This is a genomic window from Streptomyces sp. NPDC099050 (assembly GCF_044759865.1).
Taxonomy (GTDB): domain Bacteria; phylum Actinomycetota; class Actinomycetes; order Streptomycetales; family Streptomycetaceae; genus Streptomyces.
Map to the genome: position 1 here is coordinate 1 of NZ_JBIWAE010000035.1, position 23,533 is coordinate 23,533.

Sequence of the window (23,533 nt, forward strand, 5' to 3'; positions counted from 1 at the left end):
GCACGCTGTTGAGTTCTCAAGGAACGGACGCTTCCTTTGTACTCACCCTCGCGGGTTTTCCTCCGGGCTTTCGTTCTGTTCTGTTCTTGCGTTTCCGACTCTATCAGACTCTTTCGCGTCTGATTCCCGGTCGAAGCGGGTTTCGCTTTCCAGTTCCTCGCTTTCGCGTTTCCCTTTCCTGCGATTCCAACTCTACCAGATCATTTCCGCGCCGTTTCCGACTTGGATTTGAATTGGACGGCCATTGGAGAGCCATTCCCTTTCGGGCGAGCCAGACTTTATCAGGTTTCCCTGCTCTGGAAATCCCACCCGCCCGCATCGACATGGCCGGGCACACGTGTGTGCCGGGGTGCCGTGCGAGGTGGAGACGTAAACGTACTGGAGCGGGGCCCCCGGATGCAAATCCGGTTGCCCCGCTCCGGTGTGGGCGTTACGGCGAGGGTCAGACCTCGACGACGACCGGGAGGATCATCGGGCGGCGGCGGTAGCCGTCCGAGACCCACTTGCCCATCGTGCGGCGGATGAGCTGCTGGATCTGGTGCGGCTCGGCCACACCGTCCGCGGCGGCTCGGGCGATGGCTTCCTCGATCTTCGGCAGGACGGAGACGAACGCCGAGTCCTCGATGCCGGAGCCGCGGGCCTGGATGTTCGGGCCGCTGACGATCTTGCCGGTGGTGCTGTCCACCACGACGTAGACCGAGATGATGCCCTCGTCGCCGAGGATCTTGCGGTCCTTGAGGTGGGCTTCGGTGACGTCGCCGACCGAGAGGCCGTCCACGTAGACGTAGCCGGCCTGGACCTTGCCGGAGATGCGGGCCTTGCCGTCGATGAGGTCGACGACGACGCCGTCCTCCGCGATGACGATGCGGTCCTTCGGTACGCCCGTCAGGGCGCCGAGCTCCGCGTTGGCGCGCAGGTGGCGCCATTCGCCGTGGACCGGCATCAGGTTCCGCGGCTTGCAGATGTTGTAGAAGTACAGCAGCTCGCCGGCGGAGGCGTGGCCGGAGACGTGCACCTTGGCGTTGCCCTTGTGCACGACGTTGGCGCCCCAGCGGGTCAGGCCGTTGATCACGCGGTAGACCGCGTTCTCGTTGCCCGGGATGAGGGACGAGGCCAGGATGACCGTGTCGCCGGGGACGATCCGGATCTGGTGGTCGCGGTTCGCCATCCGGGACAGGGCCGCCATCGGCTCGCCCTGCGAACCCGTGCACACCAGGACGACCTCGTGCGGCGGCAGGTCGTCGAGGGTCTTGACGTCCACGACGAGGCCGGCCGGGACCTTCAGGTAGCCCAGGTCACGGGCGATGCCCATGTTGCGGACCATCGAGCGGCCGACGAAGGCGACCCTGCGGCCGTACTCGTGGGCGGCGTCGAGGATCTGCTGGATGCGGTGCACGTGGCTCGCGAAGCTCGCCACGATGATCCGGTTGTTGGCGTTGGCGAACACCGTGCGCAGGACGCCCGAGATCTCGCGCTCGGGCGGGACGAAGCCCGGGACCTCGGCGTTCGTCGAGTCCGAGAGGAGAAGGTCGATGCCCTCTTCGCTCAGGCGCGCGAAGGCGTGCAGGTCGGTGAGGCGGTTGTCCAGCGGGAGCTGGTCCATCTTGAAGTCACCGGTGCACACGACCATGCCGGCGCCGGTGCGGATGGCCACGGCCAGGGCGTCCGGGATGGAGTGGTTGACCGCGATGAACTCGCAGTCGAAGGGGCCGAGGTTCTCGCGCTCGCCTTCCTTCACCTCAAGGGTGTAGGGGCGGATGCGGTGCTCCTGGAGCTTGGCCTCGATGAGCGCCAGCGTCAGCTTGGAGCCGATCAGCGGGATGTCCGGCTTCTCCCGGAGGAGGTACGGGACGGCGCCGATGTGGTCTTCGTGGCCGTGCGTGAGGACGATGCCCTCGATGTCGTCGAGGCGATCCCGGATGGACGAGAAGTCCGGCAGGATCAGGTCGATGCCCGGCTGCTCCTCTTCGGGGAAGAGGACGCCGCAGTCGACGATGAGCAGGCGGCCGTCGAACTCGAAGACGGTCATGTTGCGGCCGATCTCACCGAGCCCGCCCAGGGGGGTGACCCGAAGGCCGCCCTTGGGGAGCTTCGGCGGCGGACCGAGTTCAGGATGCGGATGGCTCAAAAGGTTCTCCTTCACCACGCGCGGCCACGTACCCGTCGAGGCGCGTGGCGCGCATGTCATTCGTGCACTTGCTGTCGTCTTGTGTGGTTCTGCTTATTCAGTTGTGAAGTCTGATGTCAGAGCTGTACCCCGCCGGCGGCAAGATCGATCTTGAGCTGGGCCGTCTCTTCGGCGGTCAGCTCGACCAGCGGGAGCCTCAGCGGGCCCGCGGGCAGGCCCTGCAGGTTCAGTGCGCCCTTGGTGGTGATCACACCCTGGGTGCGGAACATGCCGGTGAAGACGGGGAGCAGCTTCTGGTGGATCTCGGTGGCCTTCTGGACGTCGCCGCCCAGGTGGGCCTCGAGCATCTCTCGGAGCTCGGGGCTGACCACGTGACCGACCACGGAGACGAAGCCGACCGCGCCGACCGACAGGAGCGGCAGGTTCAGCATGTCGTCACCGGAGTACCAGGCCAGACCGCTCTGCGCGATGGCCCAGCTGGCGCGTCCGAGGTCGCCCTTGGCGTCCTTGTTGGCAACGATACGGGGGTGCTCGGCCAGCCGGACGAGTGTTTCCGTATTGATCGGGACACCGCTGCGGCCGGGGATGTCGTAGAGCATGACCGGGAGCTCGGTGGCGTCGGCGATCGCCGAGAAGTGCCGGAAGAGGCCCTCCTGCGGCGGCTTGCTGTAGTACGGGGTGACCGCGAGCAGGCCGTGGGCGCCGGTGCGCTCGGCCTGGCGGGCCAGCTCGAGGGTGTGACGGGTGTCATTGGTGCCGATGCCGGCGACCACGTGGGCCCGGTCTCCGACCGCTTCGAGTACGGCTCGTACGAGGTCGTTTTTCTCCGCGTCAGTGGTGGTCGGCGACTCACCGGTGGTGCCGTTGATGATCAGGCCGTCGTTGCCTGCGTCCACCAAGTGGACGGCGAGCTGCTGCGCGCCATCGAGGTCAAGTGCGCCATCCGCCGTAAACGGCGTGATCATGGCGGTGAGGACCCGCCCGAAGGGGGTCTGCGGAGTCGAGATCGGAGCCATGGGTAACACGCTACTCGCTGCCATGCTCGCGGTGTCCCCTCGGGGGACGTGATGACGGTGTTGGAGCCCGGCACTGCCTGCTCGGGGGTTCAAGCAGTGCCGGGTCCGTTTGATCAGCCTAGATGAACTTTACGAAACGTGGCAATACGGACACTTCAGACTTCTTCCGTACATCCGTGCGGAACCGGGCTGAACGGGCAGTTCGAGCCGCTTCGGGGTCCGGCCGGCGGAGCTGACGCGGCGCCATGAACTCTGACCAATGTCCCGAAAATCGGCACCGATCGGGCCTTTCGTACGTCCTACTCCGTAGAACCCCCGCCCATTCCGCCCATCCCGCCCCCAGCGCCCCAGGGCCCTGACCGTGAGGAGAGTCGCTCCCATGTTCCGCCGGCGCGAGCCCGTCCCGTTCGCCTTCGTCGCCGAGGCCGACCGATTCCGCAGCAACGTCACTCCGCCGCCGCGCGAGAGTCTGGGCAAGACCCAGATCGCCGCCCGTAGTCTGGTCGGGCTGACCGTCGTCGCGGGGCTCGTCGGATCGCTGCTCTTCGGCGTCCCCGCACTGCAGCCGAGCCACGCACCGGAGAAGTCGCAGCAGTCGGAGGCCTCCGAGGGACGGTAGCCTCACGGGCACAGCCCAACCGAACGTGCATGTGAGTGAGGTCCTGCCGTGCCCCTGCCCTTCCTGACGGCCGACGGCGCATTCGACGCGCACGACACCGGGGAGACGCTCCCCTACGAAGACCCCGACCGATGGCGCCGCCCCTACCGCCCGGGGCCCTGGCGGGTGGCCATCGCCTCGGTGATGCTGCTGGTCGGCTCGTTCATGCTGTTCGCCACGGTGATCATCGTGGCCGCCGGCACCTGGACCGGCGCCCTGGGGGGTCTGCTGGCCTCGCTCGCCGTGGTCGGCTCCGCCCTGCGGCTGCTGCGCACGGGCGTCTGGGTGAGCCCCAAGGGGCTGCGCGTGGCGGGGTTCCTGACCACGCGCTCGCTCCCGTGGAGCCAGGTCGGCGAAGTCCGCACGGTGCAGCAGCCCGTGCGCTGGCTCGGGCTGCCGAGGACGGTGCAGGGCCAGGCCCTGACGGTGGCCGCGCGCGGCGGAGCCGAGCTGCCGGTGCTGCTGACCGACCACAACGCCGATTTCCTGTCGCGGACCGAGGCCTTCGACCGGGCCGCCGGCAGGGTCGAGGCCTGGGCCGACGAGTACCGGGCCGTGCCCGCCTGAGGCGGTCCGCCCCGGCGCCCCTGAGAGGGCGTCACGCGCACGGGAAGCCCGTACAGACTCAGGCTTGTACGGGCTTTCCGTCGTGCAGGGAGATGGCCCTCTGCATGGCTTTGCGGGCCCGCGGGGTGTCGCGGGCGTCGTGGTAGGCGATGGCCAGGCGGAACCAGCTGCGCCAGTCCCCCGGCGCGTCCTCCGTCTCGGCCCTGCGGCGCGCGAAGACCTCGTCGGCCGAGTCCCGCAGGATCCGGCCGTAGTCGTCCCGCTCCAGCTCGTCCACGGGCAGTCCGCCCTCGGCCTCCAGCTCGACTCCCAGCTGGTTGGCCCTGGTGACGAACTGGGTGTTCTTCCAGAGGAACCAGACGCCGATGACCGGCAGGATCAGCACGGCCACCCCGAAGGTGACCGTGAGCAAGGTTCCGTGCCGGATCAGCATCAGGCCCCTGCTGCCGACCAGGACGAAGTACACGACCAGGACCGCGGCCGTGAGGAAGTAGAGGATCTTCGCGCGCATGGGTACCGCCTGCTCGTCAGCCGAGTTCGAGGAAGTTTTCCAGGCCGAAGGTGAGGCCCGGGGTCTGCGTCACGCGGCGCGCGCCGAGCAGGATGCCCGGCATGAAGCTGCTGTGGTGCAGGGAGTCGTGACGGATGGTCAGGGTCTCGCCCTCACCGCCGAGGAGCACCTCCTGGTGGGCCAGCAGGCCGCGGAGGCGGATCGCGTGCACCGGGACGCCGTCGACGTCCGCGCCGCGCGCGCCGTCGAGGGCGGTGGCGGTGGCGTCGGGCTGCGCGCCGAGGCCGGCCTCGGCGCGGGCGGCCGCGATGAGCTGCGCCGTACGGGTCGCCGTGCCGGAGGGGGCGTCGACCTTGTTCGGGTGGTGCAGTTCGACGACCTCGACGGACTCGAAGTACCGGGCGGCCTGCGCGGCGAACTTCATGGTGAGGACGGCGCCGATGGAGAAGTTCGGGGCGATGAGCACGCCGGTCGCCGGGGAGGCGGCGAGCCAGCCGTTGAGCCGGCCGAGGCGGTCCTCGGTCCAGCCGGTGGTGCCGACCACTCCGTGGATGCCGTGGCCGACGAGGAACTCCAGGTTCTCCATCACCGAGGCGGGGGTGGTCAGCTCGATCGCGACCTGGGCGCCGGCCTCGGCCAGCGTCTCCAGCTTGTCTCCGCGGCCGAGGGCGGCCACCAGTTCCATGTCCCCGGCGGCCTCGACCGCCTTGACGGCCTCGGAGCCGATGCGGCCCTGGGCGCCGAGAACTGCCACGCGCAGCTTGCTCATGTCATTCCTTAAAGTGCGTACGGACCCGGACCCGGGCCCTGTCCCGGGGCCCGGGCAACGTGCTCCCGGGGTTCGCCCGGCTAGGCGACGGCCTCGTCCAGACGGGCCGCCTGCTTCTCCTTCAGCGGGCCGATCACCGCGAGCGAGGGCCGCTGGGCCAGGACGTCCTGCGCGACGGAGCGCACTTCGTCCGGGGTGACGGCCGCGATCCGGGCCAGCAGGTCGTCGACCGACATCTGGTCGCCCCAGCAGAGCTCGCTCTTGCCGATGCGGTTCATGATCGCGCCGGTGTCCTCCAGGCCGAGGACGGTGGAGCCGGACAGCTGGCCGACGGCCCGCCGGATCTCCTCGTCGGTGAGCCCGTCGGCGGCGACCTTGTCCAGCTCGTCCCGGCAGATCCGCAGTACGTCGTGGACCTGGTTGGGGCGGCAGCCGGCGTAGACGCCGAAGAGACCGGTGTCGGCGAAGCCCGAGGTGTAGGAGTACACGCTGTAGGCGAGGCCGCGCTTCTCCCGGACCTCCTGGAAGAGGCGGGAGGACATGCCGCCGCCGAGCGCGGTGTTCAGTACGCCGAGCGCCCAGCGGCGCTCGTCGGTGCGGGCCAGGGCCGGCATGCCGAGGACCACGTGCGCCTGCTCGGTCTTGCGGCCCACCAGCTCGACGCGGCCGGAGGTGCGGATCCGCTTGGTGCCGGAGCGCGGACCGACCGGTTCGGCGTCGGTGCGGGTCAGGGCGCCGGCCTTCTCGAAGGCCGCGCGGACCTGGCGTACGACCTTGTTGTGGTCGACGTTGCCCGCGGCCGCCACGACCAGGTGGGTGGGGTCGTAGTGCTTCTTGTAGAAGCGGCGGATCCGGTCGGCGGTGAGCGCGTTGATGGTGTCGACGGTGCCGAGGACGGGGCGCCCGAGCGGGGTGTCCCCGTACATGGTCTGGGCGAACAGGTCGTGGACCATGTCGCCCGGGTCGTCCTCGGTCATCGCGATCTCTTCGAGGATGACTCCGCGCTCGGCGTCGACATCGGATTCGAGGATCAGCGAGCCGGTGAGCATGTCGCACACGACGTCGATGGCCAGCGGCAGGTCGGTGTCGAGCACCCGCGCGTAGTAGCAGGTGTACTCCTTCGCCGTGAAGGCGTTCATCTCTCCGCCGACCGCGTCGATCGCGGAGGAGATGTCGAGGGCACTGCGCTTCTCGGTGCCCTTGAAGAGGAGGTGCTCCAGGTAGTGCGTGGCGCCGTTCAGCGAAGGCGTCTCGTCCCGGGAGCCGACGTTCGCCCAGATCCCGAAGGTGGCGGAGCGGACGGACGGCAGGGTCTCGGTGACCACGCGCAGTCCGCCGGGGAGGACCGTGCGGCGGACGGTGCCGATGCCGTTCGCGCCCTTGAGCAGTGTTTGGGTACGGGCGACGGCCCGCCCCTCCGAAGAGGGGCGGGCCGTCACACGGGAACTACGCGACGTCACTTGTCGGAGTCGTCCTTGTCAGCGTCGTCACCGGCGGCCTCGCCGTCGATGACGGGGACCAGCGAGAGCTTGCCGCGGGAGTCGATCTCGGCGATCTCGACCTGGACCTTGGTGCCGACCGCGAGCACGTCCTCGACGTTCTCCACGCGCTTGCCACCGGCGAGCTTGCGGATCTGCGAGATGTGCAGCAGGCCGTCCTTGCCGGGCATGAGGGAGACGAAGGCACCGAAGGTGGTGGTCTTGACGACCGTACCCAGGTAACGCTCGCCGACCTCCGGCATGGTCGGGTTGGCGATCTGGTTGATCGTGGCGCGGGCGGCCTCGGCGGCCGGACCGTCGGCGGCACCGATGTAGATGGTGCCGTCGTCCTCGATCGTGATCTCGGCGCCGGTGTCCTCCTGGATCTGGTTGATCATCTTGCCCTTGGGCCCGATGACCTCACCGATCTTGTCCACCGGGATCTTGACGGTGATGATCCGGGGGGCGAACGGGGACATGGCGTCCGGCGTGTCGATCGCTTCCATCATCACGTCGAGGATGTGGAGGCGGGCGTCGCGGGCCTGCTTGAGGGCGGCGGCCAGAACCGAGGCCGGGATGCCGTCGAGCTTGGTGTCCAGCTGGAGCGCGGTGACGAACTCCTTGGTGCCGGCGACCTTGAAGTCCATGTCGCCGAAGGCGTCCTCCGCACCGAGGATGTCGGTGAGGGCGACGTAGTGGGTCTTGCCGTCGATCTCCTGCGAGATCAGGCCCATGGCGATACCGGCGACGGGGGCCTTGAGGGGCACACCGGCGTTCAGCAGGGACATGGTGGAGGCGCAGACCGAGCCCATGGACGTCGAGCCGTTGGAGCCGAGAGCCTCGGACACCTGGCGGATCGCGTAGGGGAACTCCTCGCGCGTCGGGAGGACCGGCACGATCGCGCGCTCGGCGAGCGCGCCGTGGCCGATCTCGCGGCGCTTCGGCGAACCGACGCGGCCGGTCTCGCCGACCGAGTACGGCGGGAAGTTGTAGTTGTGCATGTAGCGCTTGCGGGTCACCGGGGAGAGGGTGTCCAGCTGCTGCTCCATGCGGAGCATGTTGAGGGTGGTGACGCCCAGGATCTGGGTCTCGCCACGCTCGAACAGCGCCGAGCCGTGCACGCGCGGGATGGCCTCGACCTCGGCGGCGAGGGTACGGATGTCCGTGAGCCCGCGGCCGTCGATGCGGACCTTGTCCTTGATGACGCGCTCGCGGACCAGGGCCTTGGTCAGGCCGCGGTACGCGGCGGAGATCTCCTTCTCGCGGCCTTCGAAGGCCGGGAGGAGCTTCTCGGCGGCGATCTCCTTGACGCGGTCCAGCTCGGCCTCGCGCTCCTGCTTGCCCGCGATGGTCAGCGCCTGGGAGAGCTCGCCCTTGACCGCGGCCGAGAGGGCCTCGTAGACGTCGTCCTGGTAGTCCAGGAAGACCGGGAACTCGCCCTCGGGCTTGGCGGCCTTGGCGGCCAGGTCGGCCTGGGCCTTGCAGAGGGCCTTGATGAAGGGCTTCGAGGCGTCGAGGCCGGCGGCCACGACCTCCTCGGTCGGCGCCTCGGCGCCGCCCTTGACCAGGGCGATGGTCTTCTCGGTGGCCTCGGCCTCGACCATCATGATCGCGACGTCGCCGTCCTCGAGCACGCGGCCCGCGACGACCATGTCGAAGACGGCGTCCTCGAGCTCGGTGTGCGTCGGGAAGGCAACCCACTGGCCGCGGATCAGCGCGACGCGGACGCCGCCGATCGGGCCGGAGAAGGGCAGGCCGGCCAGCTGGGTGGACGCGGAGGCGGCGTTGATCGCCACGACGTCGTACAGGTGGTCGGGGTTGAGCGCCATGATCGTCGCGACGACCTGGATCTCGTTGCGCAGGCCCTTCTTGAAGGACGGGCGCAGCGGGCGGTCGATCAGGCGACAGGTGAGGATCGCGTCCTCGGAGGGGCGGCCCTCGCGGCGGAAGAACGAGCCGGGGATCTTGCCGGCCGCGTACTGGCGCTCCTCGACGTCCACCGTGAGGGGGAAGAAGTCGAGCTGGTCCTTGGGCTTCTTCGACGCGGTGGTGGCGGAAAGCACCATCGTGTCGTCGTCCAGGTAGGCAACGGCGGAGCCGGCGGCCTGGCGGGCCAGACGGCCCGTCTCGAAGCGGATGGTGCGGGTGCCGAAGGAACCGTTGTCAATGACGGCCTCGGCGTAGTGGGTCTCGTTCTCCACTAGCGTTTTCTCCATTTTCGTCGTCTCCGTCCGCCACCCGTGTGGTGGTGGACGGTTGCGGAGAAGCGCTCCTTGCGTGCGGGCCGGTCTTCGATCGAAGCAGCCGGGCGAAGCCCCGTACGGGCTTTCCGGTTGCCACTACCGAGGACCGGCGGCGTAGGGAGGGCGCTCCTCCTCTTCAGTTGTGCGCGTCTCGCGACGCGGACGCTTCCAGACTACAAAGCGTCCGGCACCTCGCGCACGTACGGCAAAGGGAGCGGCCCCCTCAATGTGGGAACCGCTCCCTTCACAGCGTCTTTACTTGGCGCCGGCCGCACCGCGGCGGATGCCGAGGCGCTCGACCAGCGTACGGAAGCGCTGGATGTCCTTCTTGGCCAGGTACTGCAGCAGGCGGCGACGCTGGCCGACCAGGATCAGCAGACCACGACGGGAGTGGTGGTCGTGCTTGTGGGACTTGAGGTGCTCGGTCAGGTCCGAGATGCGGCGGGACAGCATCGCGACCTGGACCTCGGGGGAGCCGGTGTCGCCCTCCTTGGCACCAAACTCTGCGATGAGCTGCTTCTTGACTGCGGCGTCGAGCGGCACGCGTACTCCTTGTAATAGGTCTACATAGCCACCGAGTGCCCCAGGTCGAATTCTCTGGGGATCTTCCGTAACTCGGGAGGCGGGGTCCGCTGAGCGCAGCCTCCGGATGATTCCAGGGGCGCGTACACAAGCGGCCGTCACACAGCGTACCAGGCTGCCGCAGGCCCTCGTCTCAGCTGGTGAGAGCCCGGGCCCTGGCGTAGACGTCGAGCACGGCCAGGGTCAGCGGGACCAGGCTGAGCAGGACCGCCGCCTCGGTGAGGTCGAGCAGCCGCCCCCAGAAGGGTGACAGACCCTTGCGGGGAATGACCAGTGCAATTCCGATGAGGAGGGCCGCGCCGGCGGCGACGGCGGCCGAGAGCCAGAGCGTACGGATCTCCAGGCCGCTGTGGTCCCCGTACTGGGCGAGCTCCTTGAGCAGGGCGAACGGCGGGTGCATCGCGAGGCCGAGGACGAGCAGGCCCAGGGCGGCGAAACCGGCGACGAGGGCGCAGGCGACCTGCGAGGTGTAGCGGAAGAGCCGGGCGCGCAGCAGCATGGCGAGACCGGTGGCCAGGGCCAGGAGCCGGGCCCAGGTGTTGTCCGAGAAGCCGAGGACGGCGGCCGAGCCGACGGCGACGGCGGCGCAGCCTCCGACGAGGCCGAGGAGCATCTCGTGGCCGCGGCGCGCCTGCGCGGCGATGGCCTCGGCGTCGAGCGGGGCTCCGGAGTCGTGCCCTTCGGTGGCGGAGCGCTCACCGTACGGCTCGGTGTCGTAGCGGTCCGGGGTCTCGTACTCGGCCGTGGCGCTCCGCGGGGCGGCGTAGCCGATGGGGAGCCGGGCGAAGCGGGCGGACAGGCCGGGGAGGAAGGCGACGAGGCCGATGGCGGCGGGGGCGCAGACGGCGGCGGCGGAGGTCGCTCCGGCGTCGGCGGTGATGGCGGCGAAGGTGGCCAGGGTCCCGGTGGCGGCGAGGAAGGTGGTCGCGACGAAGGGGGCGTCGCCGTCGGGGGTGAGGGCCACGAGGGCGACGGAGGCGACGAGCACGCAGACGCAGCCGAGGAGGAACTGGAGCCGGCCGGGTCCCTGGCCCGCGGCGGGGGCGACGATGCCGGCGCCGGCGAGCAGCAGGTGCGGTACGGCGGCGAGGCCGAGGGCGACGGCGGAGCCGCGGTCGCGGTAGACCCGGGCGCGGACGCCCGCGGCGGCGGTGAGGAGCACGCCGACGGAGCCGGCGATGATGCCGGGCAGTCCGTGCATGTCGTGCAGGACGGGGTCGGCGTACCAGAGGACGAAGCCGAGCAGGACGAAGAGGACGGCGGCGCCGGTCAGGCCCGCGCCGCGCAGCATGTCGTCGCTCCAGCGGTGGCGGCCCTGCACCACGGCGGCGGCGACGGCGTCGGAGACGTCGTCGAAGACGGCGGGCGGCAGGGACTGCGCGAAGGGACGCAGGCTGAGCACTTCGCCGTCCAGGACCTGCTGGGCCGCGAGGGTGCGGGCGCCGTCGAGGACGGTGCCGGAGCGCAGGACCAGGTGGAAGCCGGTGGGTGCGCCGACGGGCTGGGTCTGGCCGGTGAGGCGCAGGAGCTCGGGGTAGATGTCGGCGACGGCGATGTCCTCGGGGAGGGCGACGTCTATGCGGCTGTCGGGAGCCACGACGGTGACCCTGCGGAAGCCGGTCGCCTCGGCGGTGTTCACCTGATGCCCCCCGGTGGGTGTGTGCGTTGGTGTGCTGGGTGTGCTGGGTGTGCGCCGGCGGCGGTGGTCCGCCCGCCGGTGCGCGGCCGATTCGCGGATGCGCATGCCGCGCGCGCCACCCTACCGGGAGGGCTGATGACTGTCGGCAAGTAGGATCACCTCTCTGCGGAGGAGACCCCCTTCGCGCCCGGGACTTGAGGGCGCCGGTTGCGACGTCCCGTCTGTTTTCGAGGGATTGATGCTCCGGTGAGCCAGATCGTCGTCAAGCGTCCGCCGCGGTCGCTGCCGCCCGAAGTGCCTTCGGACGAACTGCGCCTGGAGGCGCCGCCGGAACTTCCCCGGGGGCAGCAGGAGGGCGTGCTGATGCAGCTCCTCCCGATGCTCGGAATGGGCTCGTCGGCCGTCTTCTTCTTCATGCCGGGCGCCGCGCCGTTCATGCGCATCATGGGCGTGCTGATGATGGTGTCGACGGTGGGCATGCTGGTGGCGCAGTTGGTGCGGCACCGGCGCGGTACGCAAGGGCAAATGGCCGATATCCGGCGGGACTACCTCAAGTACCTGGCTCAAACCCGTCGTCAGGTACGGAGGACCGCGCGGGCCCAGCGCGACGCGCAGCTGTACCTGCACCCGGCTCCGGAGCAGTTGTGGTCGGTGGTGGCCGAGGGTTCGCGGCTGTGGGAGCGGCGGGTCGGCGACGCGGACTTCGGGCAGGCCCGGCTGGGGCTGGGCGCGCAGCGCCTGGCTACCCCGCTGGTGGCTCCGGACACGGCGCCGGTGGACGAGCTGGAGCCGCTGGCGGCGGGGGCCATGCAGCGGTTCCTGAGGGTGCACTCCTCGCTGGACGGGCTGCCGATGGCGGTGTCGTTGCGGGCGTTCTACCACGTGACGGTCTCCGGGGAGCCCGAGTCCGCGCGGGGCACCGCGCGGGCGCTGGTGGCTCAACTGGCCACGCTGCACTCCCCCGAGGACCTGATGGTGGCCGTGGTGGCGGCGCCGGGGGCGGTGGCGGAGTGGGACTGGGTGAAGTGGCTGCCGCACACCCAGCTGCCGGGTCAGATCGACGGGGCCGGCACGAAGCGGCTGTTCGGCGACGACCTCGGTGAGCTGGAGGGACTGCTCGGTTCCCGGCTGGAGGGCCGGCCCCGGTTCAGCCGGGAGGGATCCCCGGTGCTGGACCAGCCGCACGTCGTGCTCGTACTGGACTCGGGTTCCCGCGGGGGTCTGGTGCCGCCGGACTCGATCTTCGCGGCGGCCGAAGGGTTGCAGGGGGTCACCGTCGTCGAGGTGGTGGCGGGCGAGCTGGACGAGGCGCGCGGCGGGCTGTCGGTCGTGGTGCGGCCGGGCCGGCTGCGGCTGGAGTCCGGTGCGGGCTTCGCCTACGAGGGCCTGCCGGACGTCCTGTCGCTGCCGGCGGCCGAGGCGCTGGCCCGGCAGCTGGCTCCGCTGCGGACGGGCGGCGGGGACGAGGACGAGCCGCTGCTGGCCAATCTGGACTTCACCGACCTGCTGAACCTGGGCGACGCGGCCGCGGTGGACGTGGCCCGGACCTGGCGGCCGCGCTCCGCCGGCGAGCGGCTGCGCGTGCCGATCGGCGTCGGCGAGGACGGCTCCCCGGTGATGCTGGACCTGAAGGAGGCCGCGCAGGAGGGCATGGGCCCGCACGGGCTGTGCGTGGGCGCGACCGGTTCGGGCAAGTCGGAGCTGCTGCGCACGCTGGTGCTGGGGCTGGCCGTCACGCACACCTCGGAGACGCTGAACTTCGTGCTCGCGGACTTCAAGGGCGGTGCGACCTTCACCGGGATGGGGCAGATGCCGCACGTCGCGGCGGTCATCACCAACCTGGCGGACGACCTCACGCTCGTGGACCGCATGGGCGACTCGATCCGGGGCGAGCTGCAGCGCCGCCAGGAGCTGCTGCGTTCGGCGGGCAACTACGCGAACATCCACGACTACGAGAAGGCCCGCGCGGCGGGTGCTCCGCTGGAGCCGCTGGCCTCGCTGGTGCTGGTCATCGACGAGTTCTCCGAACTGCTGACCGCGAAGCCTGACTTCATCGACATGTTCATCCAGATCGGCCGCATCGGCCGGTCGCTGGGCGTGCACCTGCTGCTGGCCTCGCAGCGGCTGGAGGAGGGCAAACTGCGCGGGCTGGACACGTACCTCTCGTACCGGATCGGTCTGCGGACCTTCTCGGCGGCGGAGTCGCGGACCGCGATCGGCGTGCCGGACGCCTACCACCTGCCGTCGGTGCCCGGTTCGGGCTACCTGAAGTTCGGTACGGACGAGATGACGCGCTTCAAGGCGGCGTACGTCTCGGGGACCTACCGCTCGGGCGGGCCGGACCTGTCGGTCGGGCTGTTCCCGGTGGAGCGGCGGCCCGTGCTGTTCACGGCGGCGCCGGTGCCGGTGGTGTACGCGGCTCCGGACCCGGCGTACCTGTCGGCGCGGGCGGAGCAGGAGGCGCGGGCGGGGGACGACGCGCTGGCGGACACGGTGCTGGACGTGATCGTGGGACGGCTGGAGGGGCAGGGGGTGCCGGCGCACCAGGTGTGGCTGCCGCCGCTGGACCAGGCTCCGCCGCTGGACCAGCTGCTGCCGGCGCTGGCGCCGGGCGCGGAGCGCGGGCTGCACGCGGAGGGGTACACGCGGCCGGGCGGGCTGGTCGTGCCGCTCGGGCTCATCGACAAGCCCTTCGAGCAGCGGCGCGAGGTGCTGTACCGGGACTTCTCGGGTGCGGCGGGCCACATGATGGTGGTGGGCGGCCCGCAGTCGGGCAAGTCCACGCTGATGCGGACGCTGATCTCCTCGTTCGCGCTGACGCACACCCCGCGCGAGGTGCAGTTCTACGGGCTGGACTTCGGCGGCGGCGGTCTGTCCTCGCTGGCCGAACTGCCGCACGTGGGCGGGATCGCGTCCCGGCTGGACCCGGAGCGGGTGCGGCGCACGGTCGCGGAGGTGGCCGGGGTGCTGCGCCGGCGCGAGGAGTTCTTCCGTGCGAACAACATCGACTCGATCGGCACCTACCGGCGCCGGCGGGCCGCGGGCGAGCTGCCCGGGGAGGCCTGGGGCGACGTGTTCCTGGTCGTCGACGGCTGGGGCGGTTTCCGGGGCGAGTACGAGGCCCTGGAGCAGGTCGTCACGGACATCGCGTCCCGCGGACTGGGATACGGCATCCACGTGGTGATCACGGTCGCCCGGTACATGGAGGTCCGGGCCGCGCTGAAGGACCAGATCCTCAGCCGGCTGGAGCTGCGCCTCGGCGATGTCATGGACTCCGAGTTCGACCGCAAGGTGGCGGCGAACGTTCCGGCGGGGATGCCGGGCCGGGGCCAGGTCGCGGAGAAGCTGCACTTCCTGGGCGCGCTGCCGCGGGTCGACGGCTCGCACGCGACGGAGGACCTGTCGGAGGCGACGGCCGCCTTCGTGGACGCCGTGAAGCAGAACTGGACGGGCCAGGCGGCCCCCGGCGTGCGGCTGCTGCCGCGGTTGCTGCACGCGGACCAGCTCCCCAAGGGCGGGGAGTACCCGGAGCGCGGGATCGCGATCGGCATCGACGAGACCGAGCTGGAGCCGGTGTTCGTGGACTTCGAGACCGACCCCTTCCTCCTCGTGTTCGGCGAGAGCGAGTCGGGCAAGACGAACCTGCTGCGGCTCATCGCGCAGCGGATCTCGGAGCGCTACGGCCCGGACCGGGCGCGGCTGGTGGTCGGCGACTACCGGCGCGGCCTGCTCGGCGCGCTGCCGGAGGAGCACCTGCTGGAGTACGCGCCGATGGCGAGCTCCCTGCAGATGCACATGGAGGCGCTGGCCGGGGTGTTCGCACGCCGGCAGCCCCCGCAGGACGTCACTCCGCAGCAGTTGCGCGACCGCAGCTGGTGGACGGGCCCGGACGTGTTCATCATCATCGACGACTTCGACCTGGTGGCCACGAGCCAGGGCAATCCGCTGGCGCAGCTGGTGGAGTTCCTGCCGTTCGCGCGGGACACCGGGGTCCGCTTCATCATCGCGCGCAGTTCGGCAGGTGCCTCGCGGGCGCTGTACGAGCCGTTCATGCAGCGGATCAAGGAGCTGGGCGCGCAGGGCGTGGTCCTGTCCGGCGATCCGTCCGAGGGGGATCTGGTCGGCAGCGTGCGGCCGCGTCCCATGCCTCCGGGCCGGGCCTCCTTCGTCTCGCGCAGGCGCGGGACCTCGCTGATCCAGATCGGCCGGGTGCCGGGGATGTAGGGCGGGGCTGTGGGCTGGGCGTGCGGGGGCGTGCGCGCGGGGGGGCTTGCGGAAAGCCCCCGCGCGCGGCTCGTCACCGTCGATAATCGGCAGGGATCGCACCACCGAAGGAGAGGCCGCGCATGGGCACTCAGCAGGAGAAGGACGAGCTGTACGGGCTCGACATCAGCGGCGTCGAGTGGGAGGGCCCGCCCGGCACCTCTCCCGACGAGGAGCGGGTCGAGATCGCCCGGCTGCCCGAGGGAGCGGTGGCGATGCGGTCCTCGCTGGACCGGGACACGGTGCTGCGCTACACCGCCGCCGAGTGGGAGGCGTTCGTACTCGGGGCCCGGGACGGGGAGTTCGATCTGGACCGGGATCCGCGCTAGGACCCGTACGGCTCCCGGAGACACACGGGGGCACGGGAACACGAGGAAGGGGCGCGCCCGGTGCGGGCGCGCCCCTTCCTCGTGTTCGGCCGTCTTCGCGCGGCCGCGGGCCTAGTAGGCCTCGGTGAACAGGCGCGAGGCCTTCACGTCGGTGGCGCGGTAGTCGTTCTTGCCGCGCTCGATGAGGTCCGCGACGAGGCGGAGCTGGGCGCGCATGTGGTCGGCCTTGGCGTTGTACTTGCGCTGCAGCTCGACGTACTGGAGGTGCGCCTCGCCGTCCCAGGTGTCGGTGACGACCGTCAGGGCCGCGCCCATCTCGTCGAGGTCCTTCTTGATGTTGTCCGAGACGATGCGGATGCGGTCCGCCATCATCTGGACGCTCTCGTACTGGACCTTGGTGTGCCCGTCGTTCGCGGTCATGCTCTTCTCCTTCGCACGGGGCGGGGCAGGTGGGTGGGGAAGCGGGTCAGATCCCGTTGAGGGCGGAGGTGTTGCCACCGGCGCCGCCGCTGCCGGCCCTGACCGCCTGGAACGCCGAAACCACGTCGTCGTCCTGCGCGTTGCTCAGGTTCTTGGTCTGCCCGACCGCGTTGTGCAGGACGCCGAGCAGCCGGCGGATCTCGTCGTGGTCCTCGTTGACGACCGTCTGCGCGGAGGTGAACCCCGACGCACCCACACCGGTCCAGCCCGCGCTGACGGTGGCGAGGATGTCCGCCAGCTCCCGGGACTGCCGGGTGACGCTGTCGGCGGTCTCCGAAATCTTGTTCAGTGCCTGCTTTACCGGGTCATCAGCGAGTCCGAAATTGTTGGTCATCCGAAGCTCCTCATCTCTCAATTCGCCAGACAGAACCGGCGGAGCGCGCGGCGGAGCGGTACGTCGAGGGGGCGGTTTTCAGCCACACGCCCCCGGATCCCCTCCGCTCCACGCACCATCCCCGATCACAGTCGTGAAGCCTCCGAACACTGTAGTCAGTTGATCGGCCCGACCCAACACAGCCCTTGGGGATCTGTTGAGGAACCGTGACCGTTCACTGCAAACGGCGCCTTCGGTTCCGTCGGTTCCCCCGGTTCCGTGCGTCCCGGACCACGGTGGCGGTGCCGGCGATCACGGCGATGAGTACGCCGCCGATCCCCAGCGCGTACGTGGCGAGCCGCTCGTCGCGTTCGCGGGCCGTCTCGGTCGTCTGCATCGCGGCCGGTTCCGGGGCCGCGGCGGGCGGCGGACCGGAGTCCGGTACGGGGGCCTTCGGGGGCTCCGCGCCCACGGCGGACTGGGTGAGCGCGCGGACCGGGTCGACCACGCCCCAGCCCACGTAGTCGTCGTGGCCGTTGACGGAACGCTCGGCGGTGTTCTGGAGCTGCCAGATCACCTCCTGCGCGGTCCACTCGGGATGCTTGGCGCGCAGCAGGGCGGCGACCCCGGCGACGTAGGGAGCCGAGAAGCTGGTGCCGTTGTCCACGCACTGGCCGAAGCCGGGGACGGTGGAGACCATGTCGACCCCGGGCGCCGCGATCCCGATGAAGGAGCCGGGCTGGGAGAAGGCGGCGCGCTCGTTGTTGCGGTCCGAGGAGCCCACGGCCAGGACGCCGGGGAAGGCCGCCGGGTAGGTGGGGCGCTTCTTCCCGGTCAGGCCGTCGTTGCCGGCCGAGGCCACGACGACCACGTTGGCCTCCACGGCCTTCTTCACGGCCTGTCCGAGCTTGGAGTCCTGGGTCATCGGCTGCTCGGTGTCCTGCGAGATGTTGATGACCTGGGCGCCCTTGGCCACCGCGTGCGTGATGGCCTCGCTCAGGGTCAGGGCGTTGCCGCCGCCCTGACCGTCGTTCTGCCGGATGGGGATGATCGTGGCCTCGGGGGCGAGCCCGACGAAGCCGGTACCGGGCTTCGGGCGGGCCGCGATGAGCCCGGCGACCTTGGTGCCGTGGCCGACGGTGTCCGCCGTACCGTCGCCCTTGGCGTCGAGGAAGTCGCGGCCGGCCCCGATGTCGAGGGCGTCGCTGAGCTGCGGGTTGACCCGGTCGACGCCGGTGTCGATGACGGCCACGCGGACGGACTTGCCGTCCTTGGAGCGGCCCTTGGTCTGGGCCCAGAGCTCTTCGAGCAGCAGGCGCTGGAGCGCCCAGGGCCGGTCCTCTATCTGCTTCTTCATCGGAAAGGTGCACTCGCCCGCGCCCGCGAGACGCAGGGGGTACGAGGGCTCGCGCGGGCTCGCGTACGAGGGCTCGCGCGGGCTCGCGTACGAGGCCTGCGGCGCGGTCCCCAGGGTGAGCGCGGCGGCCGCCAGCAGGGCGGCGAGGGCGGGCCCGGCTGTTCTGCGCATCACGAACCCTGGGGCTGGCGGGCGGCGTTGCTGTCGAGGCGGGGCCCCTTGGAGAGGAACTCCGACCACGCGATGGGCACCGTCGCCGGGACCACGTCCGCGTATCCGAGCCGGGCCTGGGCCTGGCTCGGCGCGGGGCGGCCGTCGGCGGTGGCCGACCCGCCCTCACCGGGGCTCTCGCTCTGGCCGGAGCTCGCGCCCGGTCCGGGTGAGGGCTGGGCCGCGTCGCTGTCGCCGTTGGCCTGGACGGCGTACCGCAGGCCGGTGTCGGTGACCAGGAAGAGCGCGCCGCCCGCGGTGGTCTGGCGGCCCTGCGCCTGGGTGTAGAGCAGGCCGGTGCCCGGGGTGACGTAGGCGCTCGTGCCGCTGGCGGTGATGTCGACGGGGAAGCCGGTGCCGGCCCAGGTGCTCAGCGTCTGGCGGCCCCGGGCGTCGACCGAGCGCAGCACGCTGCAGACGGTGTCGCGGGCGCCGTCCGCACCGGCGGCGGAGGCCGTGGAGGCGGCGGAGGCGCGGACCTCGTTGATCCGCTCGGTCTTCTTCTGCGGCCATTTCGCGTCGCCCTTGAAGGGCGTGCGGTCCGGGTTGATGGACTGCATGTCCACCTCGTGGGCCTTGCCGTGCATGTCGAGCCGGTCGGTCGCGGGCGAGGAGATCATCAGCCAGGCGACGAAGTCGGAGACGGGCACGACCTTGCCGGGGAGCACCAGGTAGTGCTGCACACCGGCGCCGGTCACGGCCTTCAGCACCATGCCGACCTTGTCGTCGGTGCTGGCCAGGCCCTTGACCCCGGCGGCCGTCCCGGCCCTGGCGCCCGGCAGTTCGGGGAAGGCCAGGTCGTCGCCGGAGCCCAGGGTGGCCAGCCACTCCTCGGTGACCTGCTGCGGGACGGCGCTGCCGCCGACGAGGGCGTTGGTCATCGTGCGGGCGTCCGCGGTGCCGTCGGGGAACTTGTACTTCATGCCCGCCGCGTCGACGAGGTAGCGGGCCCGGCCCGGGCCGCCGCTCTGGACGTACAGGGCCTGGGAGTCGGAGAGCCGGCGCCCGTCGTCCATCAGGTGCGCCTCGCGGTCGGCGAGGACGAAGGCGGCCGTCTGCACGCCCTTGCCGTTGCCGCCGGGCTGCTGGCAGACGGCCCAGCGCTTGGCCTTTCCCGCCTCCGCCGGGGCGGGCAGCCGGTCGGGGGCGTACGGGATGCCGATGATGGGGCCGCGCGGGATCTTGCCCGCGTCCAGCACCTTGTCCTCGACCTGGACGACCTTGGCCTTGGACGGGTCGAGGAGCAGCCGGGCGGAGGCGAGGTTGAGGACCGGGTGCAGCCGGGTCTGGGGCTTGCCGTCGACCTTGGTGGTCAAGACGACGTAGCGGGTCGTCGAGTCCTTGCCGACGATGACGTGGTCGCCGGGGGTGTCCCAGCCCTTGGGGGCCGTCGGCTTGAACATTCCCCAGGCTCCGAAGGCCGCGAGGATGACGGCGGCGGTGATCACACCAGGCAGGACGGCGCGCAGCGGCCGCGGAGCACCCTCCTCCGACCCGCTCGCCGAGGGCTGAAGGAACGCGGCCACCGTGCGTCGCTTCGCAAAGGTGTACGCGTTGAGCTCGTCACGTCGTGAGGCCATGGCCGCCTGATTCTCCCCGCACGGCCCGGTCGGTGAGTACGGTCGCCGGGCCTCTGTTGTCCGACCGGCCACCTACTATGCCTCTTGACGGGGGCCGGTTGGGGGCCGGGTAGGGTGAGGCAGCCGCTCCACGCCTTCCGGGCCGGGGGAAACAGGGGTGTTGGGGCGGGTTGGGGAGATTCCGGGGGCGAGCGGCCGGCTGTCGCGCGTGCTGCCGGTGCTCAGGGGTACGAACCCCGGAAAGGTGAGGTGCGCGAGTGATGGCCACTGCCGTGAGGCCGCGGACCGGGGCGCCCGAACCCGCGCGCGCCGGAGTGACGCCGCATCCGAAGTCCGGCCCGGGGCGTTTCGGCCCGTTCCGATTGCAACAACTCGTGCTCCTCCAGGTGGCCGCCGCGGCGCTGCTGGCGGCCTGGGTCGTGGATCCGCTGCTGCTGGCGCCGGCCGGTGTGCTCGCACTGCTCCTCGTGCTGCTCGCGGTCGTACGCAGGCACCGGCGCTCGCTGCCCGAGTGGATCGGAGGCGCCCTGGCGCTGCGCGCACGCCGCCGCCGGGCCGCCGCCACGGCGGTGCCGGCCGGTACGGAACCCGGGCTGGCCCCGCTCGTGGAGGCCGAACCGGCTTTGCGGACGCTCACGTTCAGCGAGCGGGAGCGGGAGCGCGACCGGCGGCCCGTCGGCATGGTCGGCGACGGCACCTTCCTGACCGCGGTGGTCCAGGTCGACATGGACGCCACCGCGCTGCGCCCCGACCGGGCGGCGCGGCCGCTGCCGCTGGCCCTCGTACGGGACGTCCTCGAAGTGGACGGCATCCGGCTGGAGTCCGCGCAGCTCGTGCAGCACACCCAGCCCGCGCCGGCCCCGCACCTGCCGGCCCAGTCGATGGCCGCGCGCAACTACGCCCCGCTCCAGGCCCTGACCGGGAGCCCGGCCGTACGCCTCACGTGGATCGCCCTCAAGCTGGATCCGGAGCTGTGCCCCGACGCGGTCGCCGCGCGCGGGGGCGGGCTGCCGGGGGCGCAGCGGTGTCTGGTGCGGGTCGCGGACCAGTTGGCGAGCAGGCTCGCGGGGGCCGGGTTCCGGGCCACGGTGCTCACGGAGCAGGAGCTGACGGGCGCGCTGGCAACGTCCTCGTGCGCGAACCCGATGGCGATCACCCAGGCGGGGCGGTCGGCGGCCACGGGGCGGCGTACCGAGGAGACCCCGCGAACCTGGCGCTGCGACGACCGGCGGCACACCACGTACTGGATCAGCCGCTGGCCCCAGTTGGGCGGGAGCGGGGCGGGACTGCCGCAGTTCGTCGCGCTGCTGACCTCGCTGCCGGCGCTGGCGACGAACTTCAGCCTGACGATGACCCCGGCCGCGCGGCACGAGGTCGCGCTGACCGGACACGTACGGGTCACCGGGCGCAGCGACGAGGAGCTGGTCGCCGCGCGGCGCGGACTGGAACAGACGGCCCGGGGAATCAAGGCCGGGCTGGTGCGGCTGGACCGGGAACAGGTGCCGGGGCTGCTGGCGTCGCTGCCGCTGGGAGGAACGCGATGAGGGGCTCTCGTTCGGCTGCGGGGTCGGCTTCGGGATCGGTCTCGGGACCCGTCTCGGGATCGGTCTCGGGACCGGTCTCAGGACCCGGATCCGTCGCGGGGTCGCGCGCCGGAGCGGTCTCGGCGGCGCGGGGCGGGTTCGGGCTGATCGGCCCGCGCCGGGAGCGGCACGTGGTCCAGGCGGCGGAGCTGGACGCGCTCGCGCTGCCGGTCGGGGACGACGGAGTCGTCATCGGAGTCGACTCGGGGGGCCGCCCGGCGGTCCTCGGCATCAACCGGCCGACTCCGTACGAGGTCACGCTGATCGGCGGCCTGTGGACGGCGCAGGTCCTGGCCCTGCGGGCGGCCGCCACGGGGGCGCGGGTGACGGTGGAGACCGGGCGCGGCCCGGTGTGGTCCGGGCTGGCGCAGGCCGCGGGCGGGGGCCAGCAGTGCGTGACCCTGCACGACGTGGGCCGGGTGCCGCCGCAGGGCGCGTCGGCGGGCAGCCCGGTCCTGGTCATCCGCGACTGCGGCATGCGGCCGCCGCGGGGCCGCGTGGCGGCGGGACCCTGGCAGTCGGTCCTGACCCTGCTCCCGTACCTGAGCCCGGCGGCCCCCCGACTGGTGCGCAACGCCTCCCTGGTCGGCATCCAGCGGGTCTCCCCGGACGAGGCGGAACAACTCGGCCGCCTGATGCGGCTGCCCGCGGCGGCGGTGGAGTCACTGCCGACGCTGGGCGACGGGGTCACGCTGTGGTGCACCGAGCGGGACCGGCAGTTCGTGATGACACAGCCGACGGACGGGGAGACGGGCCTGCTGGGCGCGGCACGTCGCATCGACTGAACGGGGGCCGGCCCGGGGCGCGGTGAGGTTCACCCTCACGGGGGACCGCGGGTCGCGGGGTGGACGGGGGGTACCGGTTCGGGGGACCGCGGCTCGGGGGACCGCGGCTCGGGGGACCGCGGCTCGGGGATGCCGGTGGGCGGGGCAGCACGTGCGCGGCTTGCGTGAGCTCTGCGGAACCCGCCGGTGTCCCGAGGAACGGACCGGAAACGGGCAGGGCATGCACGCCGGTGGCACCAGCCTGTCGGCGGGACGGCCACGGCCAGGCCGCTGAGCGGCAGTTGGGGCGACAGGTCGGCTGGGAGCCGGGTGGCCCGAACGAGCGGGCCGGTAACGGCGATCAGGAGCGGGCGAGCTCCGGCCGACACCGTGGGAACCGTCCGACGGAGCGGTGCGCCAGGGTTGGGCAGGGCGTGCTCAGACGTCCCACCAGCCTTCGTGGGCGGAGACCGGCGGGGGCGGAGACCGGCGTGGGCCGGAAACCGGCGGGGGCGGAGACCGGCGAGGGTCGGAGACCGGCGAGGTCCGGAAACCGGCGAGGTCCGGAAACCGGCGAGGTCCGGAAACCGGCGAGGTCCGGAAACCGGCGAGGTCCGGAAACCGGCGAGGTCCGGAAACCGGCGTGGGCCGGAGACCGGCGGAGCATGCGGGGACGTGGCATCGCCCCGTAGGCCCCGAACCGGCGAGCCTCAACGGGCAGGCCAGGAAGTGGCGAGCCGTGACCGGCAGGGCCAGGTCCTGGCGGGACCGGGCAGGACCGAGCGGGACCGAGCGGGACCTGGCAGGACCTGGCAGGCCCTGGCAGGACCGAGCCGAACGAGCCGGGAACCGACAGGGAGCCGAGAGCGGGCGTGCCCCGGTCTCGGCAGGACCGGAACCGGCCGGCCGAGGCGGACGTGCCGAGCCGGGCGTGCCGCAGCCCCCGCCTCCGGCGAACCGGCCGGGCCCGGGGTCCTCCAGCCCCTCCGGCGCTTGAGGACCGGGTCCGGGCAGAGCCCGGGGAACGGTGGAAGGGCGGGTAGGGGACTTCGCCCCGCAGGGC

At 71.5% G+C, this 23,533-nt stretch carries 18 protein-coding genes; 6 read left to right on the forward strand and 12 right to left on the reverse strand.

The features are described 5' to 3' along the window. Positions 1–442: 442 nt before the first annotated feature. On the reverse strand, positions 443–2,128 hold the full coding sequence (locus ACIQV3_RS36710; protein WP_403720568.1) for a ribonuclease J: 1,686 nt from the start codon (positions 2,126–2,128) through the stop codon (positions 443–445). A 116-nt stretch (positions 2,129–2,244) separates the two neighbouring features. Then, positions 2,245–3,144 (reverse strand): 4-hydroxy-tetrahydrodipicolinate synthase, encoded by a 900-nt coding sequence (gene dapA, locus ACIQV3_RS36715; RefSeq protein ID WP_403720571.1) that lies wholly within the window; start codon positions 3,142–3,144, stop codon positions 2,245–2,247. A gap of 379 nt (positions 3,145–3,523) precedes the next feature. On the opposite strand from dapA, the gene ACIQV3_RS36720 reads away from it, so the two are divergent. Both ACIQV3_RS36720 and ACIQV3_RS36725 read left to right on the forward strand, forming a co-directional pair. Further along, complete coding sequence (locus ACIQV3_RS36720; protein WP_403720576.1) at positions 3,524–3,763, forward strand: hypothetical protein; 240 nt, start codon at positions 3,524–3,526, stop codon at positions 3,761–3,763. 48 nt (positions 3,764–3,811) lie between these two features. Continuing rightward, complete coding sequence (locus ACIQV3_RS36725) at positions 3,812–4,369, forward strand: PH domain-containing protein (protein ID WP_403720580.1); 558 nt, start codon at positions 3,812–3,814, stop codon at positions 4,367–4,369. 58 nt (positions 4,370–4,427) lie between these two features. Here ACIQV3_RS36725 and ACIQV3_RS36730 read toward each other — a convergent pair whose 3' ends face one another. The 6 genes from ACIQV3_RS36730 to eccD form a co-directional block, all read right to left on the reverse strand. Continuing rightward, positions 4,428–4,880 (reverse strand): hypothetical protein, encoded by a 453-nt coding sequence (locus ACIQV3_RS36730; RefSeq protein ID WP_403720583.1) that lies wholly within the window; start codon positions 4,878–4,880, stop codon positions 4,428–4,430. A 16-nt stretch (positions 4,881–4,896) separates the two neighbouring features. After that, positions 4,897–5,649: a 4-hydroxy-tetrahydrodipicolinate reductase gene (gene dapB / locus ACIQV3_RS36735; RefSeq protein WP_403720585.1), complete on the reverse strand. Its 753-nt coding sequence runs from the start codon at positions 5,647–5,649 to the stop codon at positions 4,897–4,899. Between the two features lie 80 nt (positions 5,650–5,729). Continuing rightward, on the reverse strand, positions 5,730–7,109 hold the full coding sequence (locus ACIQV3_RS36740) for a M16 family metallopeptidase (RefSeq protein WP_403720588.1): 1,380 nt from the start codon (positions 7,107–7,109) through the stop codon (positions 5,730–5,732). Then, complete coding sequence (locus tag ACIQV3_RS36745; RefSeq protein ID WP_403720651.1) at positions 7,106–9,328, reverse strand: polyribonucleotide nucleotidyltransferase; 2,223 nt, start codon at positions 9,326–9,328, stop codon at positions 7,106–7,108. The genes ACIQV3_RS36740 and ACIQV3_RS36745 overlap by 4 nt, the downstream gene beginning before the upstream one ends. 297 nt (positions 9,329–9,625) lie before the next feature. Further along, entirely contained in the window at positions 9,626–9,913 is a 288-nt protein-coding gene (gene rpsO, locus ACIQV3_RS36750) for a 30S ribosomal protein S15 (protein WP_243337509.1), read from the reverse strand. A gap of 172 nt (positions 9,914–10,085) precedes the next feature. Next, positions 10,086–11,591, reverse strand: coding sequence for a type VII secretion integral membrane protein EccD (gene eccD, locus ACIQV3_RS36755; RefSeq protein ID WP_403720592.1), 1,506 nt, complete (start codon positions 11,589–11,591; stop codon positions 10,086–10,088). 246 nt (positions 11,592–11,837) lie between these two features. On the opposite strand from eccD, the gene eccCa reads away from it, so the two are divergent. Next, positions 11,838–15,815 (forward strand): type VII secretion protein EccCa, encoded by a 3,978-nt coding sequence (gene eccCa / locus ACIQV3_RS36760; RefSeq protein ID WP_403720594.1) that lies wholly within the window; start codon positions 11,838–11,840, stop codon positions 15,813–15,815. Between the two features lie 122 nt (positions 15,816–15,937). Next, positions 15,938–16,183, forward strand: a complete 246-nt coding sequence (locus ACIQV3_RS36765) for a DUF397 domain-containing protein (RefSeq protein WP_254385841.1) — start codon at positions 15,938–15,940, stop codon at positions 16,181–16,183. 111 nt (positions 16,184–16,294) lie between these two features. On the opposite strand, the gene ACIQV3_RS36770 is transcribed toward ACIQV3_RS36765, so the two are convergent. The 4 genes from ACIQV3_RS36770 to eccB all read right to left on the reverse strand — a co-directional run bounded on the left by ACIQV3_RS36770 (position 16,295) and on the right by eccB (position 20,123). Next, complete coding sequence (locus ACIQV3_RS36770) at positions 16,295–16,603, reverse strand: WXG100 family type VII secretion target (protein ID WP_403720597.1); 309 nt, start codon at positions 16,601–16,603, stop codon at positions 16,295–16,297. A gap of 46 nt (positions 16,604–16,649) precedes the next feature. Beyond that, a complete protein-coding gene (locus ACIQV3_RS36775) occupies positions 16,650–16,997 on the reverse strand; it encodes a WXG100 family type VII secretion target (RefSeq protein WP_403720599.1) in 348 nt (115 codons plus the stop codon). A 214-nt stretch (positions 16,998–17,211) separates the two neighbouring features. Then, positions 17,212–18,504: a type VII secretion-associated serine protease mycosin gene (mycP, locus tag ACIQV3_RS36780; protein WP_403720601.1), complete on the reverse strand. Its 1,293-nt coding sequence runs from the start codon at positions 18,502–18,504 to the stop codon at positions 17,212–17,214. After that, positions 18,504–20,123: a type VII secretion protein EccB gene (gene eccB, locus ACIQV3_RS36785; protein WP_403720605.1), complete on the reverse strand. Its 1,620-nt coding sequence runs from the start codon at positions 20,121–20,123 to the stop codon at positions 18,504–18,506. Before eccB ends, mycP begins: the two co-directional genes overlap by 1 nt. Before the next feature lie 260 nt (positions 20,124–20,383). Here eccB and eccE point away from each other — a divergent pair, with 260 nt between their 5' ends. Continuing rightward, a complete protein-coding gene (eccE, locus tag ACIQV3_RS36790; protein WP_403720608.1) occupies positions 20,384–21,667 on the forward strand; it encodes a type VII secretion protein EccE in 1,284 nt (427 codons plus the stop codon). Further along, a complete protein-coding gene (locus ACIQV3_RS36795) occupies positions 21,664–22,491 on the forward strand; it encodes a hypothetical protein (protein ID WP_403720610.1) in 828 nt (275 codons plus the stop codon). Before eccE ends, ACIQV3_RS36795 begins: the two co-directional genes overlap by 4 nt. The last annotated feature ends 1,042 nt before the right edge of the window (positions 22,492–23,533 follow it).

What these genes read in the sequence shown, in the direction of transcription:
- ACIQV3_RS36720 (WP_403720576.1), top strand. Translation starts at nt 3,524, where the DNA reads ATGTTCCGCCGGCGCGAGCCCGTCCCGTTCGCCTTCGTCGCCGAGGCC.
- ACIQV3_RS36770 (WP_403720597.1), bottom strand. Translation starts at nt 16,603, where the DNA reads ATGACCGCGAACGACGGGCACACCAAGGTCCAGTACGAGAGCGTCCAG.
- dapA (WP_403720571.1), bottom strand. Translation starts at nt 3,144, where the DNA reads ATGGCTCCGATCTCGACTCCGCAGACCCCCTTCGGGCGGGTCCTCACC.
- dapB (WP_403720585.1), bottom strand. Translation starts at nt 5,649, where the DNA reads ATGAGCAAGCTGCGCGTGGCAGTTCTCGGCGCCCAGGGCCGCATCGGC.
- mycP (WP_403720601.1), bottom strand. Translation starts at nt 18,504, where the DNA reads ATGCGCAGAACAGCCGGGCCCGCCCTCGCCGCCCTGCTGGCGGCCGCC.
- ACIQV3_RS36730 (WP_403720583.1), bottom strand. Translation starts at nt 4,880, where the DNA reads ATGCGCGCGAAGATCCTCTACTTCCTCACGGCCGCGGTCCTGGTCGTG.
- ACIQV3_RS36765 (WP_254385841.1), top strand. Translation starts at nt 15,938, where the DNA reads ATGGGCACTCAGCAGGAGAAGGACGAGCTGTACGGGCTCGACATCAGC.
- ACIQV3_RS36795 (WP_403720610.1), top strand. Translation starts at nt 21,664, where the DNA reads ATGAGGGGCTCTCGTTCGGCTGCGGGGTCGGCTTCGGGATCGGTCTCG.
- eccE (WP_403720608.1), top strand. Translation starts at nt 20,384, where the DNA reads ATGGCCACTGCCGTGAGGCCGCGGACCGGGGCGCCCGAACCCGCGCGC.
- eccB (WP_403720605.1), bottom strand. Translation starts at nt 20,123, where the DNA reads ATGGCCTCACGACGTGACGAGCTCAACGCGTACACCTTTGCGAAGCGA.
- ACIQV3_RS36775 (WP_403720599.1), bottom strand. Translation starts at nt 16,997, where the DNA reads ATGACCAACAATTTCGGACTCGCTGATGACCCGGTAAAGCAGGCACTG.